At 62.5% G+C, this 24187-nt stretch carries 20 protein-coding genes and 1 tRNA gene; 12 read left to right on the top strand and 9 right to left on the bottom strand.

The window, feature by feature from the left end:
- Window positions 1-2: 2 nt before the first annotated feature.
- The gene (locus J2X15_RS02170; protein ID WP_310339044.1) at window positions 3-911 is read left to right on the top strand and encodes an SPFH domain-containing protein; all 909 of its coding nucleotides are present in this window, start codon (window positions 3-5) and stop codon (window positions 909-911) included.
- Between the two features lie 109 nt (window positions 912-1020).
- Here J2X15_RS02170 and J2X15_RS02165 read toward each other — a convergent pair.
- From J2X15_RS02165 to J2X15_RS02145, 5 genes are all read right to left on the bottom strand, one after another.
- Window positions 1021-1110, bottom strand: a tRNA-Ser gene (locus tag J2X15_RS02165).
- An 82-nt stretch (window positions 1111-1192) separates the two neighbouring features.
- Complete coding sequence (locus J2X15_RS02160) at window positions 1193-2374, bottom strand: branched-chain amino acid ABC transporter substrate-binding protein (RefSeq protein WP_310339043.1); 1182 nt, start codon at window positions 2372-2374, stop codon at window positions 1193-1195.
- Between the two features lie 51 nt (window positions 2375-2425).
- Window positions 2426-2728: a hypothetical protein gene (locus tag J2X15_RS02155; protein ID WP_310339042.1), complete on the bottom strand. Its 303-nt coding sequence runs from the start codon at window positions 2726-2728 to the stop codon at window positions 2426-2428.
- On the bottom strand, window positions 2728-3159 hold the full coding sequence (locus J2X15_RS02150; protein ID WP_310339041.1) for a DNA polymerase III subunit chi: 432 nt from the start codon (window positions 3157-3159) through the stop codon (window positions 2728-2730). Before J2X15_RS02150 ends, J2X15_RS02155 begins: the two co-directional genes overlap by 1 nt.
- Window positions 3156-4601, bottom strand: coding sequence for a leucyl aminopeptidase (locus tag J2X15_RS02145; protein ID WP_310339040.1), 1446 nt, complete (start codon window positions 4599-4601; stop codon window positions 3156-3158). Before J2X15_RS02145 ends, J2X15_RS02150 begins: the two co-directional genes overlap by 4 nt.
- 23 nt (window positions 4602-4624) lie before the next feature.
- On the opposite strand from J2X15_RS02145, the gene lptF reads away from it, so the two are divergent.
- The 6 genes from lptF to J2X15_RS02115 all read left to right on the top strand — a co-directional run bounded on the left by lptF (window position 4625) and on the right by J2X15_RS02115 (window position 10640).
- Window positions 4625-5740: an LPS export ABC transporter permease LptF gene (gene lptF / locus J2X15_RS02140; RefSeq protein ID WP_310339038.1), complete on the top strand. Its 1116-nt coding sequence runs from the start codon at window positions 4625-4627 to the stop codon at window positions 5738-5740.
- Window positions 5737-6843, top strand: coding sequence for an LPS export ABC transporter permease LptG (gene lptG / locus J2X15_RS02135; RefSeq protein ID WP_310339036.1), 1107 nt, complete (start codon window positions 5737-5739; stop codon window positions 6841-6843). Before lptF ends, lptG begins: the two co-directional genes overlap by 4 nt.
- Window positions 6840-7217: a sirohydrochlorin chelatase gene (locus tag J2X15_RS02130; protein WP_310339034.1), complete on the top strand. Its 378-nt coding sequence runs from the start codon at window positions 6840-6842 to the stop codon at window positions 7215-7217. The genes lptG and J2X15_RS02130 overlap by 4 nt, the downstream gene beginning before the upstream one ends.
- Before the next feature lie 50 nt (window positions 7218-7267).
- Complete coding sequence (locus tag J2X15_RS02125) at window positions 7268-8233, top strand: CysB family HTH-type transcriptional regulator (protein WP_310339032.1); 966 nt, start codon at window positions 7268-7270, stop codon at window positions 8231-8233.
- Complete coding sequence (locus tag J2X15_RS02120; RefSeq protein ID WP_310339030.1) at window positions 8223-9392, top strand: pyridoxal phosphate-dependent aminotransferase; 1170 nt, start codon at window positions 8223-8225, stop codon at window positions 9390-9392. The genes J2X15_RS02125 and J2X15_RS02120 overlap by 11 nt, the downstream gene beginning before the upstream one ends.
- Window positions 9393-9467: 75 nt before the next feature.
- A complete protein-coding gene (locus tag J2X15_RS02115) occupies window positions 9468-10640 on the top strand; it encodes a PQQ-dependent sugar dehydrogenase (RefSeq protein WP_409034239.1) in 1173 nt (390 codons plus the stop codon).
- Between the two features lie 24 nt (window positions 10641-10664).
- Here J2X15_RS02115 and J2X15_RS02110 read toward each other — a convergent pair whose 3' ends face one another.
- Window positions 10665-12161: a C13 family peptidase gene (locus J2X15_RS02110; RefSeq protein WP_310339026.1), complete on the bottom strand. Its 1497-nt coding sequence runs from the start codon at window positions 12159-12161 to the stop codon at window positions 10665-10667.
- A 13-nt stretch (window positions 12162-12174) separates the two neighbouring features.
- Complete coding sequence (gene hrpA, locus J2X15_RS02105) at window positions 12175-16194, bottom strand: ATP-dependent RNA helicase HrpA (RefSeq protein ID WP_409034245.1); 4020 nt, start codon at window positions 16192-16194, stop codon at window positions 12175-12177.
- Between the two features lie 141 nt (window positions 16195-16335).
- On the opposite strand from hrpA, the gene argA reads away from it, so the two are divergent.
- Together argA and J2X15_RS02095 are read left to right on the top strand one after the other, a co-directional pair.
- Window positions 16336-17685 carry an amino-acid N-acetyltransferase gene (argA, locus tag J2X15_RS02100; protein WP_310339022.1) on the top strand — a complete coding sequence of 450 codons (1350 nt, stop codon included), beginning with the start codon at window positions 16336-16338 and terminating at the stop codon, window positions 17683-17685.
- Window positions 17686-17752: 67 nt separating this feature from the next.
- Window positions 17753-18406 carry a DNA-3-methyladenine glycosylase I gene (locus J2X15_RS02095; protein ID WP_310339020.1) on the top strand — a complete coding sequence of 218 codons (654 nt, stop codon included), beginning with the start codon at window positions 17753-17755 and terminating at the stop codon, window positions 18404-18406.
- Here J2X15_RS02095 and J2X15_RS02090 read toward each other — a convergent pair.
- Together J2X15_RS02090 and J2X15_RS02085 are read right to left on the bottom strand one after the other, a co-directional pair.
- On the bottom strand, window positions 18396-19949 hold the full coding sequence (locus tag J2X15_RS02090) for a methyl-accepting chemotaxis protein (protein WP_310339018.1): 1554 nt from the start codon (window positions 19947-19949) through the stop codon (window positions 18396-18398). The two genes, J2X15_RS02095 and J2X15_RS02090, sit on opposite strands and share 11 nt — an antisense overlap.
- A 117-nt stretch (window positions 19950-20066) precedes the next feature.
- Entirely contained in the window at window positions 20067-21131 is a 1065-nt protein-coding gene (locus tag J2X15_RS02085) for a DMT family transporter (protein ID WP_310339015.1), read from the bottom strand.
- 100 nt (window positions 21132-21231) lie between these two features.
- On the opposite strand from J2X15_RS02085, the gene J2X15_RS02080 reads away from it, so the two are divergent.
- From J2X15_RS02080 to J2X15_RS02070, 3 genes are read left to right on the top strand one after another with little or no spacing between them, the layout of a single operon-like run.
- Window positions 21232-22176, top strand: coding sequence for a chromate resistance protein ChrB domain-containing protein (locus tag J2X15_RS02080; RefSeq protein ID WP_310339014.1), 945 nt, complete (start codon window positions 21232-21234; stop codon window positions 22174-22176).
- On the top strand, window positions 22173-23528 hold the full coding sequence (gene chrA / locus J2X15_RS02075; RefSeq protein WP_310339012.1) for a chromate efflux transporter: 1356 nt from the start codon (window positions 22173-22175) through the stop codon (window positions 23526-23528). Before J2X15_RS02080 ends, chrA begins: the two co-directional genes overlap by 4 nt.
- Before the next feature lie 8 nt (window positions 23529-23536).
- Window positions 23537-24184, top strand: a complete 648-nt coding sequence (locus tag J2X15_RS02070) for a rhodanese-like domain-containing protein (RefSeq protein ID WP_310339010.1) — start codon at window positions 23537-23539, stop codon at window positions 24182-24184.
- Window positions 24185-24187 lie beyond the last annotated feature (3 nt).

Below are 24187 nucleotides of genomic sequence, written 5' to 3'. Positions count from 1 at the left end.
TTATGGAAATCGCAATCGTTCTTTTCGTTATCGCCGTCATCTTCGTTACCCGCTCCATCAAGGTCGTACCCCAGCAGCACGCCTGGGTGATCGAGCGCCTGGGCAAATACCACGGCACCCTGACACCAGGGCTCAACATCCTGGTGCCGTTTGTCGACCGCGTGGCCTACAAGCATGTGTTGAAAGAAATCCCGCTGGACATTGCCAGCCAGGTTTGCATCACACGCGACAACACCCAGCTGCAGGTGGACGGCATTCTGTACTTCCAGGTGACCGACGCCATGCGCGCCAGCTACGGCTCCAGCAACTACATCGTCGCCATCTCGCAGCTGGCCCAGACCTCGCTTCGCTCCGTCATCGGCAAGCTGGAACTGGACAAGACCTTTGAAGAGCGCGACATCATCAACGCGCAAGTCGTGGCCGCCATTGACGAAGCCGCGCTGAACTGGGGTGTGAAGGTGCTGCGCTACGAGATCAAGGACCTGACGCCCCCGAAAGAAATCCTGCATGCCATGCAAGCGCAGATCACCGCGGAGCGTGAAAAACGTGCGCTGATTGCCGCGTCCGAGGGCCGCCGCCAGGAGCAAATCAACATCGCCACCGGTGAGCGCGAAGCCTTTATTGCCCGCTCTGAGGGTGAAAAACAGGCCGTGATCAACAAGGCCCAGGGCGAGGCAGCGTCCATCACGGCAGTGGCCGATGCCACGGCTTCCGCCATTGAACGCATTGCGGCCGCTATCCGCCAGCCTGGTGGCGAACAGGCAGTGCAGCTCAAGGTGGCCGAAAAAGCCGTCGAGGCCTACAGCCAGGTGGCCGCGGATGCGACCACCACGCTCATCATTCCCGCCAATATGAGCGAAGTCTCCACACTCATCGCCACCGCGATGAAGATGGTGCAGGCCAACAAGTAGAAAGCAAGCGCAGCTTCGGCTGCGCTCAGGCAATAAAAAACCCCGCAGTGCGAACACTACGGGGTTTTCGGTGCCGACCCGCCTGGAAAGGGCAGATCGGACTTGGTTCTGGCGGAGCAGGCGGGATTCGAACCCGCGGTGGGTTTAACCCCACGCACGCTTTCCAGGCGTGTGACTTAAACCGCTCATCCACCGCTCCAGAGCCTCGTATTCTAACCTGCCTTTTGAGGCTGTTTTGGCTCGCAGCCTACAAACTGCGCAAAAAACTGCCGTTTGCGAATTTAGCGAATCACAACCAGGGTTTCGAGCTTGCCAGCGCGCACGGTCTTCAGCGTCAGTGCCCCGTTCTTGATGTCGCCCTTTGCGTCAAACGAAATGGGGCCCGTCACGCCTTGGTAGTCGGTCGTGGCTGCCAACACCGGCAGGTACTTGGCAGGGTCGGACGATCCAGCCTTGACCATGGCTGCGACCATGAGCTTCACCGAGTCATACACATAGGGTGCGTACACCTGCACGTCGGTGTTGAACTTGGCCTTGAACTTGGACTTGAAGGCTTCCATGGCAACCTTGGCCTCGCCTTCCACACCACCGGCTTCGGCACAGAAGACCTGGTCGTCGGCAATGGCGTCGCCAGCCAGCTTCACCAGTTCGGTGGAGCAGATGCCATCACCACCTATGAACTTGGCATTAAGCCCTAAGGACTTCATTTGCTTGAGCATGGGGCCGGCCACCGCATCCATGCCCCCGAAGAACACCACATCGGGCTTTTTGCCCTTGATGGCGGTCAGGATAGCGCTGAAGTCCGTGGCCTTGTCGGTGGTGAATTCCTTGGCCACCACTTTGCCGCCCGCCCCAGCCACGGCCTTGGCAAACTCCTCTGCCACGCCCTGGCCGTAGGCCGTGCGGTCATCAATCACCGCAATAGATTTGCCTTTCAGCGAGCCTACGGCATATTTGCCCAGGGTGCCACCCAATTGGGTATCGTCGGCCACCACGCGGAAGGCTGTTTTGAAGCCTTGGCGGGTGTACTTGGGGTTGGTGGCTGAGGGAGAAATCTGGGGAATGCCGGCATCGCTGTAAATCTTGGACGCAGGGATGGTGGTACCTGAATTCAGGTGGCCAACCACGCCTGAAACTTTGGAGTCGACCAGCTTTTGTGCCACAGCGGTGCCCTGCTTGGGGTCCGCGGCGTCGTCTTCGGCGACCAATTCCAGGGAGACCTTCTGGCCACCAATGGTCACGCCCGCATCGTTGAGTTCTTCAATGGCGAGGCGAGCGCCATTTTCATTGTCTTTGCCCAAGTGGGCGATCGCGCCGCTGGTGGGGCCCACGTGGCCAATCTTCACCACGGCGCCAGCATCTGCAGACGCGGCTGCAGGAGCTGATGGTGCAGCGGCCTCTTTCTTCTTGCCACAAGCAACCAGCAGGACCGCAGCAGCGACCACGGTCAACGTACTTTTCATTCTGAAATGCATACAACCTCCCGAAAAAATCACACGCGCTGCGGCACAGACTTAGGTACCCGAAGACGGCAGGTCCGCTAACGCACCGGTCACGGCGGTGCGAACCACGACTTCCAGGTCATGCTGGATGCGCGGCGTCAGTTCACGCAGCTGCTCCTGCACCACATCGGTCACCAGTTCGCGCAGTTGGTTTTCAATGTGGGGGGCTACGGATAGCATCACCCGGTCGACCAGGGCATCCACGTCAATGGACAGCGGTGGTTCTACCTGTGGGGCCGCAGCCTGGGCATGGCGCGGCTGCACCACCTCGGTCAGCGTAGGCAAAAAGCGGGGCGTGGTCTTGGGCAAACCCATCAACCTGCCCCTCTAAGGTTCAGGTCATGTTTCTGGATGCGGATGCCCTGCTGGGCATACTGCCGCCAGCGGCCGCGGGCCACACTTCGGTCGGCCTCATCGGTGCTCACCACCTCAATCACCCGCTCAAACTGTGCAAAGCCCTCGGGCACGGCATCGGTCAGGTTCACCAGCACGCCGTGCTCCGCCAAGCCTGCGTGCAATGCTGTAGTCAGCACCACCGGGCTGCGCGCCTGCAAGGCGCCGCCATCCAGGCTGTGGGCTAGAAAATCGGTAGGTGATAGCCCCCAGAGCTTGGCATCCAGCTGCTGCATATGGCTTTGCGGGCCCAACACCACTACCTTGGCTCCCCGGCCCGTGGCCTTGCGCAGCAAGCGGCACACGTAGTCCAGCTTGTCCGGGGCGCCAAAGTGAAAGGCAACTTCTGTCACTTGGAAGCAGCCTTGGCCAACAAGAACTCCACCAACAGGCCCACGGGGCGTCCCGTTGCGCCCTTGGCGCCGCCACTCTTCCAGGCGGTGCCAGCAATGTCCAAATGTGCCCAGGGAAATTTCTCGGTAAAGCGCTGCAGGAACTTGGCCGCAGTGATGGCACCACCAGCACGCCCCGCCACGTTGGCCACGTCGGCGAAATTGGTCTTCAGCCCCTCGGCATAGTCTTCGTCCAGCGGCAGCTTCCAGCACAGATCGGCACTCGCCTCGCCCGCGGCGAACAGGGCATCACTCAGCGCATCGTTGGTGGAGAACAAGCCGCTGCGTACACCACCCAGTGCCACCACGCAGGCACCCGTCAGGGTGGCAATGTCCACCACAGCCGCTGGCTTGAAGCGTTCGGCATAGGTCAGGGCATCACACAGCACCAGGCGGCCTTCGGCGTCGGTGTTGAGGATTTCGATGGTCTGGCCGCTCATGCTGGTGACCACATCACCCGGCTTGACGGCATGGCCATTGATCAGGTTCTCACACGACGGAATCAGGCCGACCACATTGATGGCTGGCTTGAGCTGGGCCAGGGCGCGGAACACACCCAGCACGCTGGCGGCACCGCACATGTCGAACTTCATTTCGTCCATCTCGGCGGCGGGCTTGATGGAGATGCCGCCGCTGTCAAAGGTGATGCCCTTGCCTACCAGCACCGTAGGCGCCTGGGACTTGGCCGCGCCGTCGTAGCGCAGCACGATGAAGCGCAGCGGTTCGTCAGAGCCCTGCGCCACGGCCATGAACGAGCCCATGCCCAACTTGGCTACCTCTTTGGGGCCCAACACTTCGCAGGAAATCTTGGCGAATTTGGCCAGGCTTTGGGCGGCCTGCCCCAGCAGCGCAGGCGTGGCGTGGTTGGCCGGGCGGTTGGCCCATTCCTTGGCCACTTCCATACCCAGCACGGTTCCCACGGCGCGGTCAAATGAGGCCTTGACCTCTGATGCGTTGCTGGTCACCACCAGGCATTTCTGCAAAGCACGGGGCTCGGGCTTGGATTTGGTATGCACATAGGCGTAGGTGGCATCGGCCGCGGCCACTACGGCCGCGCGCACTGCACTCTCTTGCGCCGGGGCGGCAAATGCCAGCACCACTTTTTTGTTGTTAGGCGATTTACCTGCACCCAGGGCCGCGGCAACAGCCCCACGCACTTGCTTGGCGCTCCCCTCGCCCACGCCAACCAGTACCAAGCGCGTGGCGTTGGCCTGGCCTGGCCGGTACAGCGCCAGCACCTGCCCGGGCTTGCCGGTAAAGTCGCCCGCCTTGACGGCCTGGGCGACCAACTGGGACAACTCGTCCTTCCCGGCCTTAAAGTCGGCCGGCACCAGCAGCACGGCCAGGTCACATTTTTCATTGGCTACAGCCACCAGGCTCAAAGCCTTAAGTTCAAAGTTCATAATTCGGTCTTTCCTTCGTCGCCATGTTATTCCATTCCTCCATCCGCAGAGAGCTTGCACGCAGCTTCGGTGCCACCCTGGTGGTATTGGTCACCGTGGTGATGACCATGACACTGATCCGTACACTGGGCGAAGCGTCACGCGGCACCTTCAACCCGTCGGACGTGCTCATCATCATGGGCTACACCGTGCTCTCGGACATGCCCACCATTCTGTCCATGAGTCTGTTCATTGCCGTGCTCAGCGTGCTGACCCGCATGTACCAGGACAGCGAGATGGTGATCTGGTTTGGCAGCGGCCGGGGGCCGGCGTCCTTGCTCCCTCCTTTGTTTCGCTTTGCCTGGCCCATTTTGGTGGTGATTCTGGCGTTGGCATTTTTCATTCTGCCGTGGGCGTTTGGCCGTATTGAAGACTTGCGCTACCGCTACGACAAGCGCGGTGACATTGCCCGCATCGAGCCCGGCCAATTTCAGGAGTCCAGCAATGGAGACCGGGTGTTCTTCATCGAGAAAGATGCCAAAGGCCAGCAAACCGGGAACAACGTCTTCATCGCGACCAACGAGGCCGGTAAAGAAACCGTGACCTCGGCCCGCACCGGCACCGTGGAAGTCATTGGTCCCGATAAGTTTTTGGTGCTGGACAATGGCCAACGCCTGGAAAAAACCCATGGCAAGCAGGACATCACCATCAGCGTGTTTCAGCGCTACGGCGCACGCGTAGGGGCCGATGACCAGTCCGCGCGTGACTACGCCCCCACCAGCGCCATGACCACACTGGATCTGATTCGCAACCCGATCCCGCTGCACCTGGCCGAGATTGCCTGGCGTGCCGGACTCATCCTGGCAGCGCTGAACTTTGTGGTGATTGGACTGGCCGCCGCCGGGGTGAACCCGCGCGCGGGGCGTACCGGCAACCTGGCATTCGCCTTTCTGGCTTTTGTGGTTTATTTCAACATGCTGGTGCTGGGCAAGAGCTGGATCCAGAGCGGCCAGGTTGGCCTGGGACAGTTTTTGCTGGGATTGCACGGCGGTGCCTTGCTGATGGCGCTGCTGTGGCTGGCCAAGCGGCACAACCATTGGGCGATTCGCCTGCGCCGCCGTCCTGCAGCTACGACCTCGCCCTCTGGAGACGCCGCATGAAGACCTTGCGCCGCCTGCTCTATGGCGAAGTGGTGATGGCCGTGTTGCTGGTCACCCTGGGCTTCATCGCGTTGTTCTTTTTCTTTGACGTGGTCGAAGAGCTGCAATCGGTGGGCCGCGTAAAAGCCCTGGGCTACCAGGTGCCGCAGGCGCTGATCTATGTGGCGCTGATGGTGCCCAGCCACGTGTACGAATTGTTTCCCATCACCGTGCTGATTGGCACCATTTTTGTCATGGCGCGGCTGGCGCGCAGCTCGGAATTCACCATCCTGCGCACCAGTGGTCTGGGCCCCTGGCGGGCACTGCGCACCCTGCTGCTACTGGGCATGGGCTTTGTGTTTTTCACCTTTGCGGTGGGGGACTATGTAGCGCCCCTGGCCGACAAGACCGCGCAACTGCTCAAGTCTCGCTTCCAGGGCAAGATCACCGTGGGGAAAACTGGTGCCTGGCTCAAGGAAAAGCAGGCCTACGGGCACTACGCGGTGAACGTGGGATCGCTGGCGCCGGACGCCAGCATGAAGGACATCCGCATTTTTGAATTCAACAACCAGGGCAGCCTGGTGTCGCTAACCCAAAGCAAGACCGGGCAGTTCAGCGAACACGACTCCTGGGAGCTCAGCGACGTGGAACGCACCGAATTCGACACGCCCGAGGCCAAGGCTGCCCATATCGACCGCGCGCAGTTTGAAACCTTCCGCTGGCCCACGCAGATCAGCGCCGAAATGGTGGCCGCGGCTGTGCTGCGCCCCGAGCGCATGGGCACCATCGACCTGTTCCAGTACATGCGCCACCTGAGCGCCAATGGCCAATCGGCTCAAAAATACGAGATCCAATTCTGGAAAAAGGTGTTTTACCCGCTGAGCTGCCTGGTGATGGTGGTGCTGGCCTTGCCTTTCGCTTACCTGCACTTTCGCTCGGGCGGCATCGCCAGCTACACCTTTGGCGGCGTGATGGCCGGCATCAGCTTTGTGCTGCTGAACAACGTCATGAACGACCTGGGCAACCTGCAGGGTTGGCAGCCCTGGTTCACCGCGGCGCTGCCGGGGTTGATTTACTCGGTGATCTCACTCACCGCTTTTGCATGGCTGGTACTGCGACGATGACAACCCCACAACCCACCGGTATTGTTTTGTTTGCCCATGGCTCGCGCGACCCACTATGGCACCGCCCCATCGAGGCGGTGGCCGCGCAGATGCGCGAGCTCGCGCCCTCGACCCTGGTGGTTTGCGCCTATCTGGAGTTGAGCACGCCCGACCTGCCTGCCGCGGTGGCCGATCTGGTGGCGCAGGGCGCACGCGCTGTGCGCATTGTTCCCATGTTCCTGGGCGTGGGCCGCCATGCCCGCGAAGACCTGCCGGCGCTGGTGCACGACCTGCGGGTGCAGTACCACCATATACCCATCCTGCTGCAGGACGCCGTGGGCGAGAACCCCCGCATGGTGGAGCTGCTGGCCCATATTGCCCTGGACAGCGCTTAACGATAGATGTTTTGGTGCATAATAAATTTCATCTTTAGGTGAAATTTGATATGAACCTGCACCAATTCCGCTTCGTCCAAGAAGCCGCGCGCCGCAACCTCAACCTGACCGAAGCCGCCAAAGCGTTGCACACCTCGCAGCCCGGCGTCTCCAAGGCCATCATCGAGCTGGAAGAAGAGCTGGGCATCGATATCTTCGCCCGCCACGGCAAGCGCCTCAAGCGCATCACCGAGCCCGGCCAGCATGTCCTCAAAAGCATTGAGCTGATCCTGCGCGAAGTGGGCAACCTCAAGCGCATTGGCGAGCAATACAGCTCGCAGGACAGTGGCACGCTCTCCATTGCCACCACCCACACCCAGGCCCGCTACGTGCTGCCCGAAAAAGTGGCCAAGCTGCGCACCGCCTTCCCCAAGGTCAACGTGAGCCTGCACCAGGGCGCGCCCGACCAGGTGGCGCGCATGCTGATTGACGATGTGGCCGAAATTGGCATTGCGACCGAATCACTGGCCAACTACTCTGAGCTGGTGACCCTGCCCTGCTACGAATGGCAGCACGTGCTGGTGCTGCCCACCGACCACCCGCTGGCGCAGAAAGAGCGTGTCACGCTGGAAGAAGTGGCCGCCGAGCCCCTGATCACCTACCACCCCTCGTTCACCGGCCGTACCAAGATCGACCAGGCCTTTGCCGCGCGCAAGCTCGAGCCGCGCATTTCGCTGGAAGCCATCGATTCGGACGTGATCAAGACCTATGTGCGCCTGGGCCTGGGCATCGGCATTGCGGCCGAAATGGCGGTCACCGATGTGGTGGACGACATGGAAAAGAACGACAGCAAAGGCGGCCTGGTGGTGCGCCCGGCTGGCTACCTGTTTGGCCAAAACGTGACCCGTGTGGCCTTCAAGCGCAGCGCGTATTTGCGCAACTTCGTCTACACCTTTGCCGAGCTGCTCAGCAGCCGCCTGGATCGCGCCCTGATTGCCAAGGCCATGGATGGCCATGTGAACGACTATGAACTCTGAAGTACTAGCCCGCACGCCCGCCCTCACCTCCCGCCTGCCCAAGGTGGGCACCACCATCTTCACCGTGATGTCGGCGCTGGCCGCAGAGCATAAGGCGGTGAACCTGGGCCAAGGGTTCCCCGACTTTGCCTGCGACCCTTCGCTGGTGGACGCCGTGACCGCCGCCATGCAGGCCGGCCACAACCAGTACCCGCCCATGACCGGCGTGCCCGTACTGCGCCAGGCCGTGGCGGCCAAGATTGAAGCCCTGCACGGCAAGGCCTATCACCCGGACAGCGAGATCACTATCACCGCCGGCGCCACCCAGGCCATCATCACCGCCATACTGGCCGTGGTGCACCCGGGTGACGAGGTCATCGTGCTGGAGCCCTGCTACGACAGCTATGTGCCCAACATTGAGCTGGCCGGTGGCGTGGTGGTGCGGGTTCCGCTCACGCCCGGCACCTTCCGACCGGACTTTGCCAAAATCAGCGCCGCCATCACGCCCAAGACGCGCGCCTTGCTCATCAACACCCCGCACAACCCCAGCGCCACGGTGTGGAGCCAGGCCGACATGCTGGCCCTGCAAGACCTGCTGGCACCCACCGACGTGCTGCTGATCAGCGACGAGGTCTATGAGCACATGGTGTTTGATGCGCAGCCGCACGAAAGCGTGTCTCGCTACCCTGGTCTGGCGGCACGTGCGTTCGTCGTGTCCAGCTTCGGCAAGACCTTCCATGTGACCGGCTGGAAAGTTGGCACCGTGGCCGCACCTGCACCGCTGATGGCCGAGTTCCGCAAGGTGCACCAGTTCAATGTATTCACTGTGAACACGCCGGTGCAGCACGCGCTGGCCGCGTACCTCAACAACCCCGCGCCTTACCTGGAGCTGCCCGCGTTTTACCAGCGCAAGCGCGACCTGTTCCGTGCGGGCCTGGCCCGGACCAAGTTCAAGCTGCTGCCCAGCCAGGGCAGCTACTTCCAATGTGTCGACATTTCGGACGTGAGCGACCTGAACGAGGCCGACTTCTGTCAATGGCTCACGCGCGAGGTAGGCGTGGCGGCGATTCCGCTGTCTGCCTTTTATGGCAACGGCTTCGACCAGCGCGTGGTGCGCTTCTGCTTTGCCAAGCAGGACGCGACGTTGAACGCCGCACTGGAACGGCTGCAGAAGCTCTGAATCGCTATCGATTCAGGAGCTGCTCGCGCATATTCCACGGGGGCTAGAGGCCTATTTGGCCTCAAAAGGAGGGCAATGATGAAGCGAACGCACCATGTCTGGCACAGCGTCAGCCTCTGGCTGGTAACCCTGGGTAGCAGCGTTGCGCTGGCCCAAGCCACGCCCGCGGCTCCAACCCTGCGTGTGGAAGTGGTTGCCACCAACCTGCAAAGCCCCTGGGCCGTGGCCTTTCTGCCTGAAGGCCGCTTTCTGGTCACCGAACGTCCCGGTACCCTGCGCGTAGTTGAGCCCAACGGCACCGTGTCAACACCCTTGGGTGGCGTTCCCCCTGTGGCCGCAGGCGGCCAGGGCGGTCTGCTCGACGTGCTGCTGGACAGCGACTTTGCAAAGAACCGTACGCTTTACCTCTGCTATTCGGAACCCGGAGCCGGTGGCAACAGCACGGCACTGGCGCGCGCCACCTTGGCGGAAGACCGCGGCAGCCTGCAAGACGTCAAAGTGCTGTTCAGCCAGCAACCCAAGGTGGCCAGCAGCGCCCACTTTGGCTGCCGCATTGCCGAAGGCCGCAAGGCGGGCCAACCCGAGGGCACCCTGTTTTTGACACTGGGCGAGCGCTTTAGCCGCAAGGAAGACGCGCAGCGCCTGGACAACCACCTGGGCAAGCTGATTCGCATCCACAAGGACGGCACGGTGCCCGCCGACAACCCCTTCAATACCCCCGCCGCGCGTCGGGATGGCGCGCTGCCCGAGATATGGAGTTATGGCCACCGCAATCCGCAGGGCCTGGTGCTGGCGCCCGACGGTGCGCTGTGGGAACACGAGCATGGCCCGCAAGGTGGGGATGAGATCAACCTCATCCAGCGTGGCCGGAACTACGGCTGGCCCGTCATTACCTATGGCGAGAACTATGGGGGCGGCAAGATTGGTGCTGGCATCACCGCGCAGACCGGCATGGAGCAGCCGCTGCACTACTGGGTGCCATCCATCGCCCCGTCCGGCATGGCTTTTATCACCAGCGAGCGCTACGGCAAGGCCTGGGTGGGCAACCTGGTGGTGGGATCACTCAAGTTTGGCTACCTGGCGCGGTTGGAGCTGGCAGCTCCGTTCAGCGGCAAGGTGCTGCGCGAAACCAAGCTGCTACCCGACCTGGGCGAGCGCGTGCGCGATGTGCGCCAAGGCCCGGACGGCCTGCTCTACCTGCTGACCGACAGCCCCAACGGCCGGCTGCTGCGTGTGCTGCCGCGTTGATTGCAGGCCTTGGGCCAGCGGCTTTCAGGGTTTGGGGGCGCCCAGTGCCTGCTCCGCCGCCCAGGCCTGCAGCACCTTGCGGATCCCCTCACCTACCGCGATCTGCGGGTTGGAGAAACCATCGCTCTTGCGACCTTCTATCTCGCGCTGCTGGATGACCGGCACCGCGGCTTTGAACGCCTCTTCAAACGACAGCGTCTTGCGCAACTGCTCATCAAACACCGCGCGGCCAAAGAAGGTCAGCTCCGACTTGCTGCCGCAGCCATACGAGGTGTGGTCCTTGTCGGCGGCCGTCATCACCAGGGTGGTGTCGCCCCGCAGTGGCTCGATCCAACCGCCGGAGTAGCAGGCCGACACGGCCACCACGCGGTTGCGAATGCCCAGGCGGTCCAGTGTCTCGCGCAATTGTGCGGCCGTCAGGTCCTTCACCTCCAGCGGCCAGTGCTGGGCCGCCAGCCGGAAGTCCGCCCCGCCGTGCGACGTGAGGTAAACCACCAGCACATCGCGCTCCTTGTCCATGGCTTGGGCCAGCGCGGCCAGGCTGCGCTCCAGGTTGCGGTTGGTGGCCCAGGGAATGTCGGTGGCCGTGGTGGCATGGTTCACCAGCTGCAGCACCCGGCCTTCGGCGCCAAAGCGCTGCTCCAGCACACCCTTCACCATGGTGCTTTCGCGTAAAAACACGTCTTGCGCGTAGGGCGCATAGACCAGGCCAAACACCTGAATGGGGCCCGGCGTGCTGGGGCGCAAACCACCCAATGCGTCGTCCAGCAGGTCTTGTTGGGCTTCGAACACTTCCTGGCTCAGCTGCAAGGTCACGGGCTCTGCCGCATCGTTTTCCACGTAGGTGGGCTGCCAGGGGCGCACTTGCAGTGCCCAGGTGTCCAACCCCTGCAGCGCCAACACCGTCAGCACTACGGCCGCACACACCCAGCGCGAGCGGTTCACCGCCCCGGTGATGCGCAATGCGGCCAACGCAATCCACAGCCAGAACAGACCAAACACCACCCAGCCCCACCAGGCCGACTCCAGCCACCAGTTGGGCAACCAATCTCGCCCGGCCACAGCCGCCAAAGCCACGGCCGCCACACTGATGGGCGTGGTCGCCACCCAATACAACAGCAGCCATACCGCCACCGGTGTGGCATGTGCGGCCTGTGTGCGGCCCCAGTTCAGTGCCAGCCACACGGCAAAGATCAACAAGGCCGTGGACGCCCAACTGAACAGCCAGTTGCGCACCAGAAAGTCCGCCGGGCCCACAATCTCCAACCATCCTGCGCCGGTGGTCAACGCAGTGGTCAGGCCCGCAATCAACAACATTTGCCAAGGCGTAGGTCCCGCAGGCAGCCCACGAACCGGGCACAGCGCCGCAGCGCGCAGGCCTTGGATGAGCCAGTGCCACCCTGTTGGGGAGGCATTCACCACCGGTACCGGCTCGGTGGCCCGAAACTCCAGCGGAACCAGTGTGGTGGGCTCGGTATCGGGGGCTTGCGGCGGCTCGGCCATATCGGGGTTGGGGTTCATGGGGCTCCCTGGTTCAATTGCCGATTTGTGCCCAGGCCTTGTCCAAGCGCTTCACACTCACCGGCTGCGGCGTGCGCAGCTCCTGGGCAAAAAAGCTCACGCGCAGCTCTTCCAGCAGCCAGCGAAATTCGGCCATGCGGTCGTCCACGGCGCCTTTGCGCTCGGCCACCAAACGCCAGTAGCGCTGCTCCTGCGGGCGCAGTTCGGCGAGGCGGGCCGCGTCACGCGCAGGGTCTGCGCGGTATTTGTCCAGCCGCAGTGTGATGGCCTTGAGGTAGCGTGCCAGGTGCTGCAGCCGGTCCCAGGGCGTGGCCTGCAAGAACTTCTTGGGAATCAGGCGGTTGAGCTGCTGCTGCGCGTCGCTTGTGGCGTCCGGCGCGTTCTTGGTGTCCTTGATCTTGCGGGCTGCAGCTGCGTACTCCAGCAGGATCACCGCCGCCATGCGTGCCACCTCGTTGGCGATCAAGGTCAGGCGGCCGCGCCCTTCCTCGATACGCCGCTTGAAGGCAAACTCGTCGGTCGGCAGCGGGTCCAGCAGAAAGGCGCGGTCCAGCGCGACGGCAATGATCTGCTCGCGCAACTCTTCAATTGTTCCCCCGCCGCTGCCGTTGTCTGCCTTGCCCACATTCATGTATGACACGGCCATTTTCTGCAGATCGGGGATGTTTTTCTCCAGGTACTTCAGCGCGTCCTTGATCTGGATGGCAAACAGGCGGCGCAGGCCGGCACGGTGCTTGGCGGCGGCCACCTCGGGCTCGTCAAACACTTCCACCGTGACCGCATCGCCCGCGTCGATCAGCGCGGGGAAACCAATCAGCGTTTGCCCGCCCTTGCGGATTTCCAGCAGCTCGGGCAGTTCGCCAAAGGTCCAGCCGGTGAAGCGGCCGTCAAGAATGCTGGGGGCTATGTTTTTGGTAGCTGGTTGCGCAGGGTTGGCGGGGGCTGGGGGCCGAAACGACTGAGCGCTCTGCTCCGTGTCCTCCGACCGCTTCGCGGTCTCCCCCTTGACCTGCGCAGAACGCCCAGTCGCCCCGGCCCCCGACGAACCGCTTTTTTCCTGGTTCTGCGCCAGCTTCAAGCTGGCCAGCGCCTGAAACGCTCCGCGCGCCTGGCTTCCCAGTTCCGCCTTCAGCGCGCCCAGGTTGCGCCCCTGCCCCATTTGCCGGCCGTGCTGGTCCACGACGCGGAAATTCATGAAGAAGTGTGGGCTGAGCATGTCGACCTTGATGTCGGCCTTGACGATGTCCAACGAGGTCGCATCGCGCACCAGCTTCAGCACGGCCTCGACCAACCCACCAGTGCCAAACTTCTCGGGCGCGTTCAGCGCCTCGGCAAACTTGGTGGCCGTGTCGGGCAACGGCACCAAGCGACTGCGCGGACGCTGGTGCAGTGTTTTCAGCAACGCCTGCACCTTGTCTCTGAGCATGCCGGGCACCAGCCATTCACAGCGCTCGTCATTCACCTGGTTCAGCACAAACAGTGGCACAGTCACGGTCAGGCCATCGCGCGCGTCGCCCGGCTCGTGCAGGTAGGTCGCCGCGCAGTCCACGCCGCCCAGGCGAATCGTTTTCGGGAAGGACGCGGTGGTGATACCCGCCGCCTCATGCCGCATCAGCTCTTCGCGGGTCAGTTTCAGCAAGTCGGGCTGCTTCTTCACCTCTTCGCGGTACCAGCGCTCAAAGCTGTAGCCGCTGCACACGTCGGTGGGCAATTGCTGGTCATAAAACGCGTAAATCAGCTCGTCGTCCACCAGCACGTCCTGCCGGCGCGCCTTGTGTTCGAGGTCTTCCACCTGCTTGATGAGCTTCTGGTTCGCGGCCAGGAAGGGCAAGGTGGTCTCCCACTCCTTGCCAACCAGCGCTTCACGGATGAAGATTTCACGTGCACCCGCCAGGTCCACGCGGCCGTAGTTCACTTTGCGGCCGCTGTAGACCACGATGCCGTACAGCGTGGCCCGCTCCAGCGCCACCACCTCGGCCGCCTTCTTTTCCCAGTGCGGATCGAGCAGCTGCTTCTTGAGCAAATGCTCGCCTACGTTTTCCAGCCACTGCGGTTCGATATGGGCAATGCCACGGCCAAACAGCCGCGTGGTCTCCACCAGTTCGGACGCCACGATCCACTTGCCGGGCTTCTTGGTCAGGTGTGCGCCAGGGTGGGCGAAGAACTTGATGCTGCGCGCGCCCAGGTACTCGCCGTTTTGGCCCTCTTCGAGCTTGCAGCCAATGTTGCCCAGCAGACCGGACAGCATGGACAGGTGCAGTTGCTCGTAGCTGGCGGGTTTGGTGTTCAGGCGCCATTTGTGCTCGGCCACCACCGTATGAAGCTGCGAGTGAATGTCCTTCCACTCCCGCACGCGGCGGATATTGACGAAGTTCTGCCGTAGGAGTTGTTCGTACTGGCGGTTGGACAACTTGTGCGTGTTGGCGCTCGCTGGGAGCTGGGGTCGGCGGGCGCTCTGCTCCGTGTCCCCCGCCCGCGTTGCGGGCTCCTCCTTGACCTGCGCAGAACGCCCACCGCCCCCAATTCCCGGGGCCACGGGATGCGAGCCGCCCCTAGCGTCGTGGATCCACGTCCACAGCTTCAAATAGCCCGTGAATTCACTCTTCTCATCGTCAAACTTTTGGTGTGCCGCATCGGCCTGCTGCTGCGCTTCCATGGGGCGGTCGCGCACATCCTGCACGCTCAAGGCACTAGCGATCACCAACGCCTCGTCCAGCGCCTCACGGCTACGCGCTTCCAACAACATGCGGCCTACACGCGGGTCCAGTGGCAAACGGCTCAGCTCTTGGCCCAGCGGCGTCAACTCATTCGCATCGTCTACCGCGCCCAGCTCATTGAGCAACTGGTAGCCATCCGCAATCGCCCGACCCGATGGGCGCTCCAGAAACGGAAAATCCTCCACGATGCCCAGATGCAGTGACTTCATGCGCAAGATCACGCCGGCCAGCGAGCTGCGCAGGATTTCGGGGTCGGTAAAGCGCGGGCGGCCGTCAAAGTCCTTCTGGTCATACAGGCGAATGCAGATGCCGTTGGCTACACGACCGCAGCGCCCGGCGCGCTGGTTGGCCGAGCTTTGGCTGATGGGCTCCACCAGCAACTGCTCCACCTTGCTACGGAAACTGTAGCGCTTGATACGCGCCGTACCTGCGTCAATGACGTATCTGGTGCCTGGAACAGTGAGCGATGTTTCCGCCACGTTGGTGGCCAGCACAATGCGCCGACCGGTGTGTCCGTCAAAAATGCGGTCCTGCTCGGCCGGGCTCAGACGGGCAAACAGGGGCAACACCTCGGCCGTGCGAAGTGTTGGTTGATGAGAGAGATGCTTGCGCAAATGGTCCGCCGCTTCGCGAATCTCACGCTCGCCGGGAAGGAAGACCAGGATATCGCCCTGGTTGTGCGGGTCGCGCCATAGCTCGTCCACGCCATCGGCAATGGCATTGTTGAGGTCGTACTCGCGGGACTCTTCAAACGGCCGGTAGCGCTGCTCCACCGGGAACATGCGCCCGGACACCATGATGACCGGCGCCGGGCCCTTGCTGGACTTGAAATGGTCCGCAAAGCGCTGCGCATCAATCGTGGCCGAGGTGACGATGATTTTCAGGTCCGGCCTACGCGGCAATATCTGGCGCAGGTAGCCCAGCAGGAAGTCGATGTTCAACGAACGCTCATGTGCCTCGTCAATGATGATGGTGTCGTAGTTGTTCAGCAGCGGGTCGGTCTGCGTCTCGGCCAGCAAGATGCCGTCGGTCATCAGTTTGACCGAGGCGTCCTTGCTCAAGCGGTCCTGGAACCGCACCTTGAAGCCCACCACATCGCCCAGCGGCGTCTTCAGCTCTTCGGCAATGCGCTTGGCCACGCTACTGGCGGCAATGCGGCGCGGCTGGGTGTGGCCAATCAGTTTGCCGCGCTGCCCTTCGGGGTAATTGAGCTTGCCGCGGCCCATGGCCAGCGCGATCTTGGGCAGCTGCGTGGTCTTGCCAGAACCGGTTTCCCCGCAAACGATGACCACCTGGTGCGCCGCGATGGCATCCATGATTTCGTCGCGTTTGCCCGACACCGGGAGCGACTCTGGGAATTCGATTTTTAACGTACTGGCTGTCAAAGGATGGTCTTCGTAGAGAATCGCAGATTATCCCCGCCCTGATACCCCCTTACCCGACCGCCACACGCCGCAATGACCTCTGTCTTCAACTTCACCTTTGTTCCCTGGTTCCGGTCGGTGGCGCCCTACATCCACAAGTTCCGCAACCAAACCTTTGTGGTGGGCATTGCGGGGGAAGCCATCGCTGCCGGCAAGCTGCCCCACCTGGCGCAAGACCTAGCCATGATCCAGAGCATGGGCGTGAAGATTGTGCTGGTGCATGGCTTCAGGCCCCAGGTGAACGAACAGCTCAAAGCCAAGGGCCATACGCCCAAATACAGCCACGGCATCCGCATCACCGACGAAGTGGCGCTGGACTGCGCCCAGGAGGCCGCGGGCCAGCTGCGCTACGAGATTGAAGCCGCGTTCAGCCAGGGCCTGCCCAACACCCCCATGGCAGACTCCACGGTGCGCGTGATTTCCGGTAACTTCATCACCGCGCGCCCTGTGGGCATTGTGGATGGCGTAGACTTTCAGCACAGCGGCCTGGTGCGCAAGGTGGACATTGCTGGCATCACCAAGACGCTGGACATGGGCGCCATGGTGCTGCTCTCGCCGTTTGGCTTCTCGCCCACCGGCGAGGCTTTTAACCTGGCCATGGAAGAAGTGGCAACCAGCGTGGCCACCGCGCTGCAGGCCGACAAGCTGATCTTTTTGACAGAGATACCGGGTATCCGCATGGACCCGACCCAACCCGCCAGCGATGACAACCCCATCGACACCGAGCTGCCATTGGCTGCCGCCGAAAAACTGCTCAAGGCGCTGCCCGCAGCCAACCACCAGCCCACCGACACAGCGTTCTACCTGCAGCACTGCGTGAAGGCGTGCAAGGGCGGCGTGGAGCGCAGCCACATTATTCCGTTTTCGGTGGATGGCGCCATCCTGCTGGAGGTGTATGTGCACGACGGCATTGGCACCATGGTGGTGGACGAGAAGCTCGAAGAGCTGCGCGAAGCCACCGAGGAAGACGTGGGCGGCATCCTGCAACTGATCGAGCCGTTCGAGAAAGACGGCACGCTGGTGAAGCGCAGCCGCACCGAGATCGAACGCGATGCCGGCAACTACACCATCATCGAGCACGACGGCGTGATCTTCGCCTGCGCGGCACTCTACCCCTACCCCGAGGCCAAGACCGCCGAGATGGCGGCGCTGACCGTGTCGCCCGATGTGCAGGGCCAGGGCGATGGCGAGCGCGTCTTGAAACGTGTGGAGCAACGCGCCAAGGCGGCCGGGCTGGACAGCATCTTTGTGTTGACCACCCGCACCATGCACTGGTTTATCAAGCGCGGCTTTGTGCAGGTAGACCCCGAGTGGCTGCCCGAAGCGCGCAAGCGCAAGTACAACTGGGACCGCAAGAGCCAAGTGCTCGTCAAAAAGCTGTAACGCCACGGGGTTTGCGGAACCCCGTATACTGGTAATAACAACAGTATTTCAGATGCGGGAGCTTTCCATGCTTGACGAGACCACGGCGCCTGCGGGCCTTTTTGCCGACGACAGCCAGACTTTACGCTGCGTGTGGTGTCGCGCCACCCCCCACTATCAGCACTACCACGACCACGAATGGGGCCTGCCCGCTAGCAGCGACACGCGCCTGTTCGAGAAGATTTGCCTGGAAGGCTTTCAGGCAGGCCTGAGCTGGTTGACCATCCTGAACAAGCGCGAAGCATTTCGTGCGGCGTTTGCAGGCTTTGACATGGACAAGGTGGCCAAGTTTGACGAGTCCGACGTGAAGCGCCTGGTGCTGGACGCTGGCATCGTGCGCCACCGCGGCAAGATTGCCTCCACCATCAACAACGCCCAGCGCGCCCAAGAGCTGCGCAAGGAATTTGGTTCGCTGGCCGCCTACTTTTGGCAGTTTGAGCCCGCTTCCGCCAGCCGCCCCGGCACCATCACGCAGCAGACGCTGAGCGGCGTGACCACCTCGCCCGAGTCGATTGCCTTGTCCAAAGACCTGCGCAAACGCGGTTGGAGCTTTGTGGGCCCCACCACCATGTACGCCCTCATGCAGGCCATGGGCTTGGTGAACGACCACTTGGAAGGCTGCGCCGCACGCGACCGTGCATTAGCCGCGCGGGCTATGTTCAAACTCCCCGTTAAAGCTTGAACACCGCCACGGTTTTCACCAGATCCTGCGCCTGACCGCGCAGGCTGGCCGCCGCCGCCGCCATCTCTTCCACCAGCGCAGCATTTTGCTGCGTGGCCTGGTCCATCTGTGTGACCGCCTCGCCCACCTGGGCCACGCCACCGCTTTGCTCGGTGCTGGCAGCGCTGATCTCGCCCATGATGTCGGTTACCCGGCGGATGCTGCTGACCACCTCGGTCATGGTGCTGCCGGCCTGGTCCACCAGGGCTGAGCCCTGCTCCACCCGGTGCACGCTGTCGGTGATCAGGGTTTTGATTTCCTTGGCGGCGTCCGCACTGCGGCCCGCCAGGCTGCGCACTTCGGATGCCACCACCGCAAAACCCCGGCCCTGCTCGCCAGCACGGGCCGCTTCTACCGCCGCGTTCAGCGCCAGGATGTTGGTCTGGAAGGCAATGCCATCGATCACGCTGATGATGTCGGCAATCTTGCGCGAGCTGTCGTTGATGCCCTTCATGGTGTCCACCACCTGGGACACCACCTGACCACCCTGCATGGCCACCGTACTAGCGCTTTGGGCCAACTGGTTGGCCTGGCGGGCGTTGTCGGCGTTTTGTTTGACGGTGGCGCCCAGTTGATCCATGGAGGCCGCGGTTTGCTGTAGCGCAGTGGCTTGCGATTCGGTGCGGGCCGACAAGTCCTGGTTGCCCTGCGCGATCTCGGAGCTGGCCGTGGCCACGGACTCGCTGCCCACGCGCACCTGGCCCACGATATCGGCCATGTTGTCGCGCATGGCCTTGATGCCGTGCATCACACTGCTCTGGTCGCCCGCCTTCAGCGGAATCTCCACATTGAGCTCACCCTGCGCCATGCGATGGGTGATGGCGTTGGCCACGCCGGGCTCACCGCCCAGCTGCCTGACGATGCTGCGGGTGATGAGCACGCCCACACCCAGCAGCAGCGCCGCCAACACCAGTGCGGCAATGCCGGACTGCACAGCCCGCCCCATGATGGCCGCGTCCACCGTGTCCACATATACGCCTGAACCAATGATCCAGCCCCAAGGCGCAAAGCCTTTGACGTGGGACACCTTGAGCACCGGTTTGTCACTGCCTGGCTTGGGCCACAGGTAGGCGACATCGCCCGCACCTTTGGCCTTCACCACATCCACGAAGGCCACGAACAGCGGCTTGCCCGTGGGGTCCTTGTTCTCCGCCAGGTCTTTGCCATCCAGCTCCGGGCGGATCGGGTGCATCACCATCTTGGGCTGCATGTCGTTGATCCAGAAATACTCGTTGCCGCTATAGCGCAGGGTTTTGAGCGCGGCCATGGCGGCCAGCTTGGCCTCGTCTTCCTGCATCTTGCCTTTGACAGACAGGTCGTGAAAGTGGGCCACCATGCCATGGGCCACTTCCACTGCCTGACGCACGCTGGCCTGTCGCTCCTGCAGTAGCAGGCTGCGCTCGGAGACCATGAAGTAACTTAGCAAGATGACCAGGCCGAGCACCGCACTGATGGTCAGAAAGCCTAGCCGTCGGGCAACAGAATAGGACGCGAATCGCAACATAGGCTTTTCTCCGGTTGTTTTGTGCTAACACCTTGCAACAAATACCGAGAAACATCCTAGACCGTTTCGACCACTCTGGGGACGGGAATACCCGAAGCGCGGACGGGCCATCCAGGCCTAATGCGGGTGTAGATGCCGGTGGTGGATATCCGGGTAGTGCGGGTGCTCGTGCGTAAGCGGCACATGTGCATGGAGATGGGCGTGCGGTTTCGCCATGTCCCAGGGAAATGCATGCGCGTGCTGGTGGTGTTCGTCGTGGCGGTGCCGGTGGTTGTGCGCCAGCGGTTCATGCGCGTGCAGGTGCGCATGCCGCTCACGCACATGCAGCCAGATGCCCAGCGCCATCAACGCGGCCGCACACCAGAACAGCGCACCGGGCAACGCGGGCCACAACAGCAGAGAAATAGCCACCCCAAACAATGGGGCCACGGAAAAGTAAGCCCCTGTGCGCGCCGTGCCCAAGGTGCGCAGGGCCACCACAAACAGCGTCAGGCTCAGGCCATAGCCAAAGAATCCCACCACCATGCTGGCCCCCACCGTGGCAAAGGATGGAAGTACCGCACCGTTGGCCAGTGCCAGCGCCGTGTTGCTGATGCCCGCCAGCAGCCCCTTGAGTCCTGCCACCAGCATCGCGTCATGCGTAGACACCTTGCGGGTCAGGTTGTTGTCCGCCGCCCAGCACCAACAGGCCCCCACAATCAGCAAGGCACCCGAGGAGAACGTGGCGCCCGCGGGCTGCCAAGAGAGGAACAGACCACCGACCACAATGACCACCATGCCCAGAACCAACTGGCGGTCCGCGTTTTCCTTGAACACCAGCCAGGCGATCAACGCCGTCAGCACACCTTCCACGTTGAGCAACAACGACGCAGTGGCGGCGTCGGTTTGCGTCAGCCCCCACATCAACAAGGCGGGCCCGAGCACGCCGCCGAACAAGATCGCACCCAGCAGCCACGGCAACTCAGTGCGAGGAATTTTCAAACCCTCAAGGACTTGGCCCCGGACGCGCAGCCGGACATACCGCACAAGCAATAGCAGGCACAAACCCAACCCGCTGCCCAGGTAGAGCAGTCCCGCCAGCAGCAAGGGCGGAACGTCGCCCACCAACAACTTGGCAAATGGCGTACTGGCGCCAAACAGCAGAGCCGCGGCCAGCGCGGGAGAAGCGGAACGAATGGACATGGCGAAAGTAAAACACAGCCGTATACCGATATGCAAAAACAAATTCAAACAAGTTCAAAAATGTATTGTGTCAATCATCACAATATGAGATATTTGCTACATGAACACATGGCTATTACTCACCGCCACCCTGCCCACCCACCCCAGCGCCCTGCGCGTGCGGGTGTGGCGAGCACTCAAGGCCACAGGGGCCGGCACCCTGCGCGAAGGGGTGTACTTGTTGCCCACGACCGCCCCCACAGCCCAGGCGCTGTGGGACATTGAAAGACTTATCCACGACAGTGAGGCAGATGCACACATGCTGGAAGTGAGCGCGCGGGACGCTGCACAGGAATCGGCCTTCCAGGCCCTGTTTGACCGCAGCGATCTGTATGCCGAACTGCTGCAGTCCATCAAAGAGGCCCGCAAGCAGATCAAAACCGCCACCGAGAGCGAGCTGCACAAAACCCTGCGCGGGCTGGAGCAGCAACTCCACGCCATTCAGGCCAGTGACTTCTTCCCCGGAAAATCCGGTGAAAAAACCGGTGCAGCCTTGCTTGCCCTGCGCCAGGAAGTCGCGCAAAAGCTGTCCCCCGGTGAGCCCAATGCCCGCACTGAGACCATCCCGCACCTGGCCTTGGCCGACTTTCAGGGAAAAGCCTGGGCCACGCGCAAACGCCCCTGGGTGGACCGCCTGGCCACGGCCTGGCTGGTCGCCCGCTTTGTCGACAAGGCCCCCCACTTTGTCTGGCTGGACGACTTCAAAAAATGCCCCAAGACCGCGCTGGGTTTTGACTTCGACGGGGCCCATTTCACCCACGTGGGTGACCGGGTAACGTTTGAAGTGGTGGTCTGCAGTTTTGGGCTGGACGCGGACCCAGGCCTCCAGCGCCTGGGCCAGTTGGTGCACTACATCGATGTGGGCGGAATACCGATGGACGAAGCCGCAGGCGTCGAGACCCTGGTGCGCGGCCTGCAAACCCAACACCCCAAGGACGACGCACTGCTGGCCGCCGCCTTGCCTCTTTTTGACACCTTGTACACCGCCCTGGCGGCTCGACCATGACTGCAACCACCACCGCAACACCGCCAGCCCGCCTAAGTTTTGGCGAGGCCTTCATCTACTGGCTCAAACTGGGCTTCATCAGCTTTGGCGGCCCTGCGGGGCAAATTTCCATCATGCATGAGGACCTGGTAGAACGCCGCCGCTGGATCTCGGAAAACCGCTTTCTGCACGCGCTGAACTACTGCATGCTGCTGCCCGGCCCCGAGGCGCAGCAGTTGGCCATCTACATCGGCTGGCTGCTGCACCGCACCTGGGGCGGCATCGTGGCGGGCGTCCTGTTTGTGCTGCCCTCGCTGTTCATCCTGGTGGGCCTGTCGTGGGTCTATATGGCGTACGGTCATGTGCCGGCCATTGCGGGCGTGTTCTACGGCATCAAGCCCGCGGTGACCGCGCTGGTGGTGCATGCGGCCTACCGTGTGGGCTCAAGATCGCTCAAAAATGCCTGGCTCTGGGGCATAGCCGTCGCGGCGTTCGTCGCCATCTTTGCTTTGCAACTGCCCTTCCCTGTCATCGTGTTGGCAGCGGGCATTGTGGGTTACCTTGGTGGGCGCTTTGCCCCCGCAAAGTTCACGGCGGGCGGCGGCCACGGCTCTAAAGCAAAGTCCTTGGGCCCTGCCCTGATCGACGATGACACACCTACACCCGCCCACGCCCTGTTCACCTGGGCACGCTTCGGCCGTGTGCTGGTCGTGAGCCTGGCCATCTGGTTAGCAGGCATGGGCTTGCTGATAACTGTCTATGGCTGGAATTCGGTGCTGGCGCAAATGGGCTGGTTCTTCACCAAGGCCGCACTCCTGACCTTTGGCGGCGCCTACGCCGTGCTGCCCTATGTGTTCCAGGGTGCGGTGGAGCATTTCCAGTGGTTGACCGCACCGCAAATGATTGACGGCCTGGCCCTGGGCGAAACCACGCCAGGCCCGCTGATCATGGTGGTGTCGTTTGTGGGCTTTGTGGGTGGCTGGACCCAGGCGATTTTTGGCTCTGACTCGCTCCTGCTCTCGGGGGCCGTGGCCGCCAGCGTGGTCACCTTCTTCACCTTTTTGCCGTCCTTCATGTTCATCCTGCTGGGTGGCCCCTTCATTGAGTCCACCCACGGCAACCTGAAGTTCACCGCGCCGCTCAGTGGCATCACCGCTGCAGTGGTGGGCGTGATCGTCAACCTGGCTGTCTTCTTCGCCTACCACGTGCTCTGGCCCCAAGGCCTGGGCGGGCACTTTGAATGGCCCTCCCTGCTGATTGGCACCGCTGCCGCGCTCGCCTTGTTCCGCTTCAAAGTGGGCGTAATTCCCGTGGTCCTGGCATCCGGCTTGGCCGGGCTGGCTCTGACCTTTCTGCAACCCCTCCCTGTCTAAGGCACCCCATGCAAACTCCCCCCACCATGACACCGGCCATGGAACTGGCACTGACCAGCAACTTCGGTAGCAAAGAGGCTTGGCTGGCCGCATTTCTGTCCACCGCGGCAGCTGCCACCCAGCCAGGATCGGCGTTGCTGGTGTTTCAGCCGCAGACGGGAGCACTGGTACACCAGTGGTCTCCCACCGCCAGCCCGGCTGGGGACGATGAGGCCGTTTTGCTGGCACTGGGCCAAGAGGCATTCTCCGCTACAGCCATTGGCGACGCAGACGCTTTCATGTGCAGCCTTCCTTGGGACCAGGTCTATGAGCGCTACCAGACCGCCGTGCATGACGCCACCGAATCCTTAAGCGCCGGGCACGCCGATATTGCAGGCGCTGTGGTGTTGGACGTGCGCCGCGCTGGCGTGTTTGAGAAAGCGCCCACCAAACTGGCCGGCTCGCAGTGGAACGATCCCGCAACCGTGGGCGATTGGGCGCGGGATTTACCCACTGACAAAGAGATCGTTGTCTACTGCGTCTATGGCCACGAAGTGGGCCGGGTCACCGCCCTGCGCCTGCACGCCGCGGGCCTGAAGGCGCGTTACCTGACAGGTGGCATTGACGCCTGGCAGGCCGCTGGGCTGACCGTCGAGCCCAAACCCTTAGCGGTTTAGGCC

The organism is Rhodoferax saidenbachensis (genome assembly GCF_031457975.1).
GTDB classification, from domain to species: Bacteria; Pseudomonadota; Gammaproteobacteria; order Burkholderiales; family Burkholderiaceae_C; genus Allorhodoferax; species Allorhodoferax saidenbachensis_A.
The sequence above is the reverse complement of the archived record's forward strand: the minus strand, read 5'-3'. Positions and strand labels throughout refer to the sequence as shown.

Bases quoted from the DNA above. Each gene is read 5' to 3' on its own strand.
- J2X15_RS02170 (WP_310339044.1), top strand. From the start codon at position 3: ATGGAAATCGCAATCGTTCTTTTCGTTATCGCCGTCATCTTCGTTACC.
- J2X15_RS02160 (WP_310339043.1), bottom strand. From the start codon at position 2,374: ATGAAAAGTACGTTGACCGTGGTCGCTGCTGCGGTCCTGCTGGTTGCT.
- J2X15_RS02155 (WP_310339042.1), bottom strand. From the start codon at position 2,728: ATGGGTTTGCCCAAGACCACGCCCCGCTTTTTGCCTACGCTGACCGAG.
- J2X15_RS02145 (WP_310339040.1), bottom strand. From the start codon at position 4,601: ATGAACTTTGAACTTAAGGCTTTGAGCCTGGTGGCTGTAGCCAATGAA.
- lptF (WP_310339038.1), top strand. From the start codon at position 4,625: ATGTTATTCCATTCCTCCATCCGCAGAGAGCTTGCACGCAGCTTCGGT.
- lptG (WP_310339036.1), top strand. From the start codon at position 5,737: ATGAAGACCTTGCGCCGCCTGCTCTATGGCGAAGTGGTGATGGCCGTG.
- J2X15_RS02130 (WP_310339034.1), top strand. From the start codon at position 6,840: ATGACAACCCCACAACCCACCGGTATTGTTTTGTTTGCCCATGGCTCG.
- J2X15_RS02125 (WP_310339032.1), top strand. From the start codon at position 7,268: ATGAACCTGCACCAATTCCGCTTCGTCCAAGAAGCCGCGCGCCGCAAC.
- J2X15_RS02120 (WP_310339030.1), top strand. From the start codon at position 8,223: ATGAACTCTGAAGTACTAGCCCGCACGCCCGCCCTCACCTCCCGCCTG.
- J2X15_RS02115 (WP_409034239.1), top strand. From the start codon at position 9,468: ATGATGAAGCGAACGCACCATGTCTGGCACAGCGTCAGCCTCTGGCTG.
- J2X15_RS02110 (WP_310339026.1), bottom strand. From the start codon at position 12,161: ATGAACCCCAACCCCGATATGGCCGAGCCGCCGCAAGCCCCCGATACC.
- hrpA (WP_409034245.1), bottom strand. From the start codon at position 16,194: ATGGATGCCATCGCGGCGCACCAGGTGGTCATCGTTTGCGGGGAAACC.
- argA (WP_310339022.1), top strand. From the start codon at position 16,336: ATGACCTCTGTCTTCAACTTCACCTTTGTTCCCTGGTTCCGGTCGGTG.
- J2X15_RS02095 (WP_310339020.1), top strand. From the start codon at position 17,753: ATGCTTGACGAGACCACGGCGCCTGCGGGCCTTTTTGCCGACGACAGC.
- J2X15_RS02090 (WP_310339018.1), bottom strand. From the start codon at position 19,949: ATGTTGCGATTCGCGTCCTATTCTGTTGCCCGACGGCTAGGCTTTCTG.
- J2X15_RS02085 (WP_310339015.1), bottom strand. From the start codon at position 21,131: ATGTCCATTCGTTCCGCTTCTCCCGCGCTGGCCGCGGCTCTGCTGTTT.
- J2X15_RS02080 (WP_310339014.1), top strand. From the start codon at position 21,232: ATGAACACATGGCTATTACTCACCGCCACCCTGCCCACCCACCCCAGC.
- chrA (WP_310339012.1), top strand. From the start codon at position 22,173: ATGACTGCAACCACCACCGCAACACCGCCAGCCCGCCTAAGTTTTGGC.
- J2X15_RS02070 (WP_310339010.1), top strand. From the start codon at position 23,537: ATGCAAACTCCCCCCACCATGACACCGGCCATGGAACTGGCACTGACC.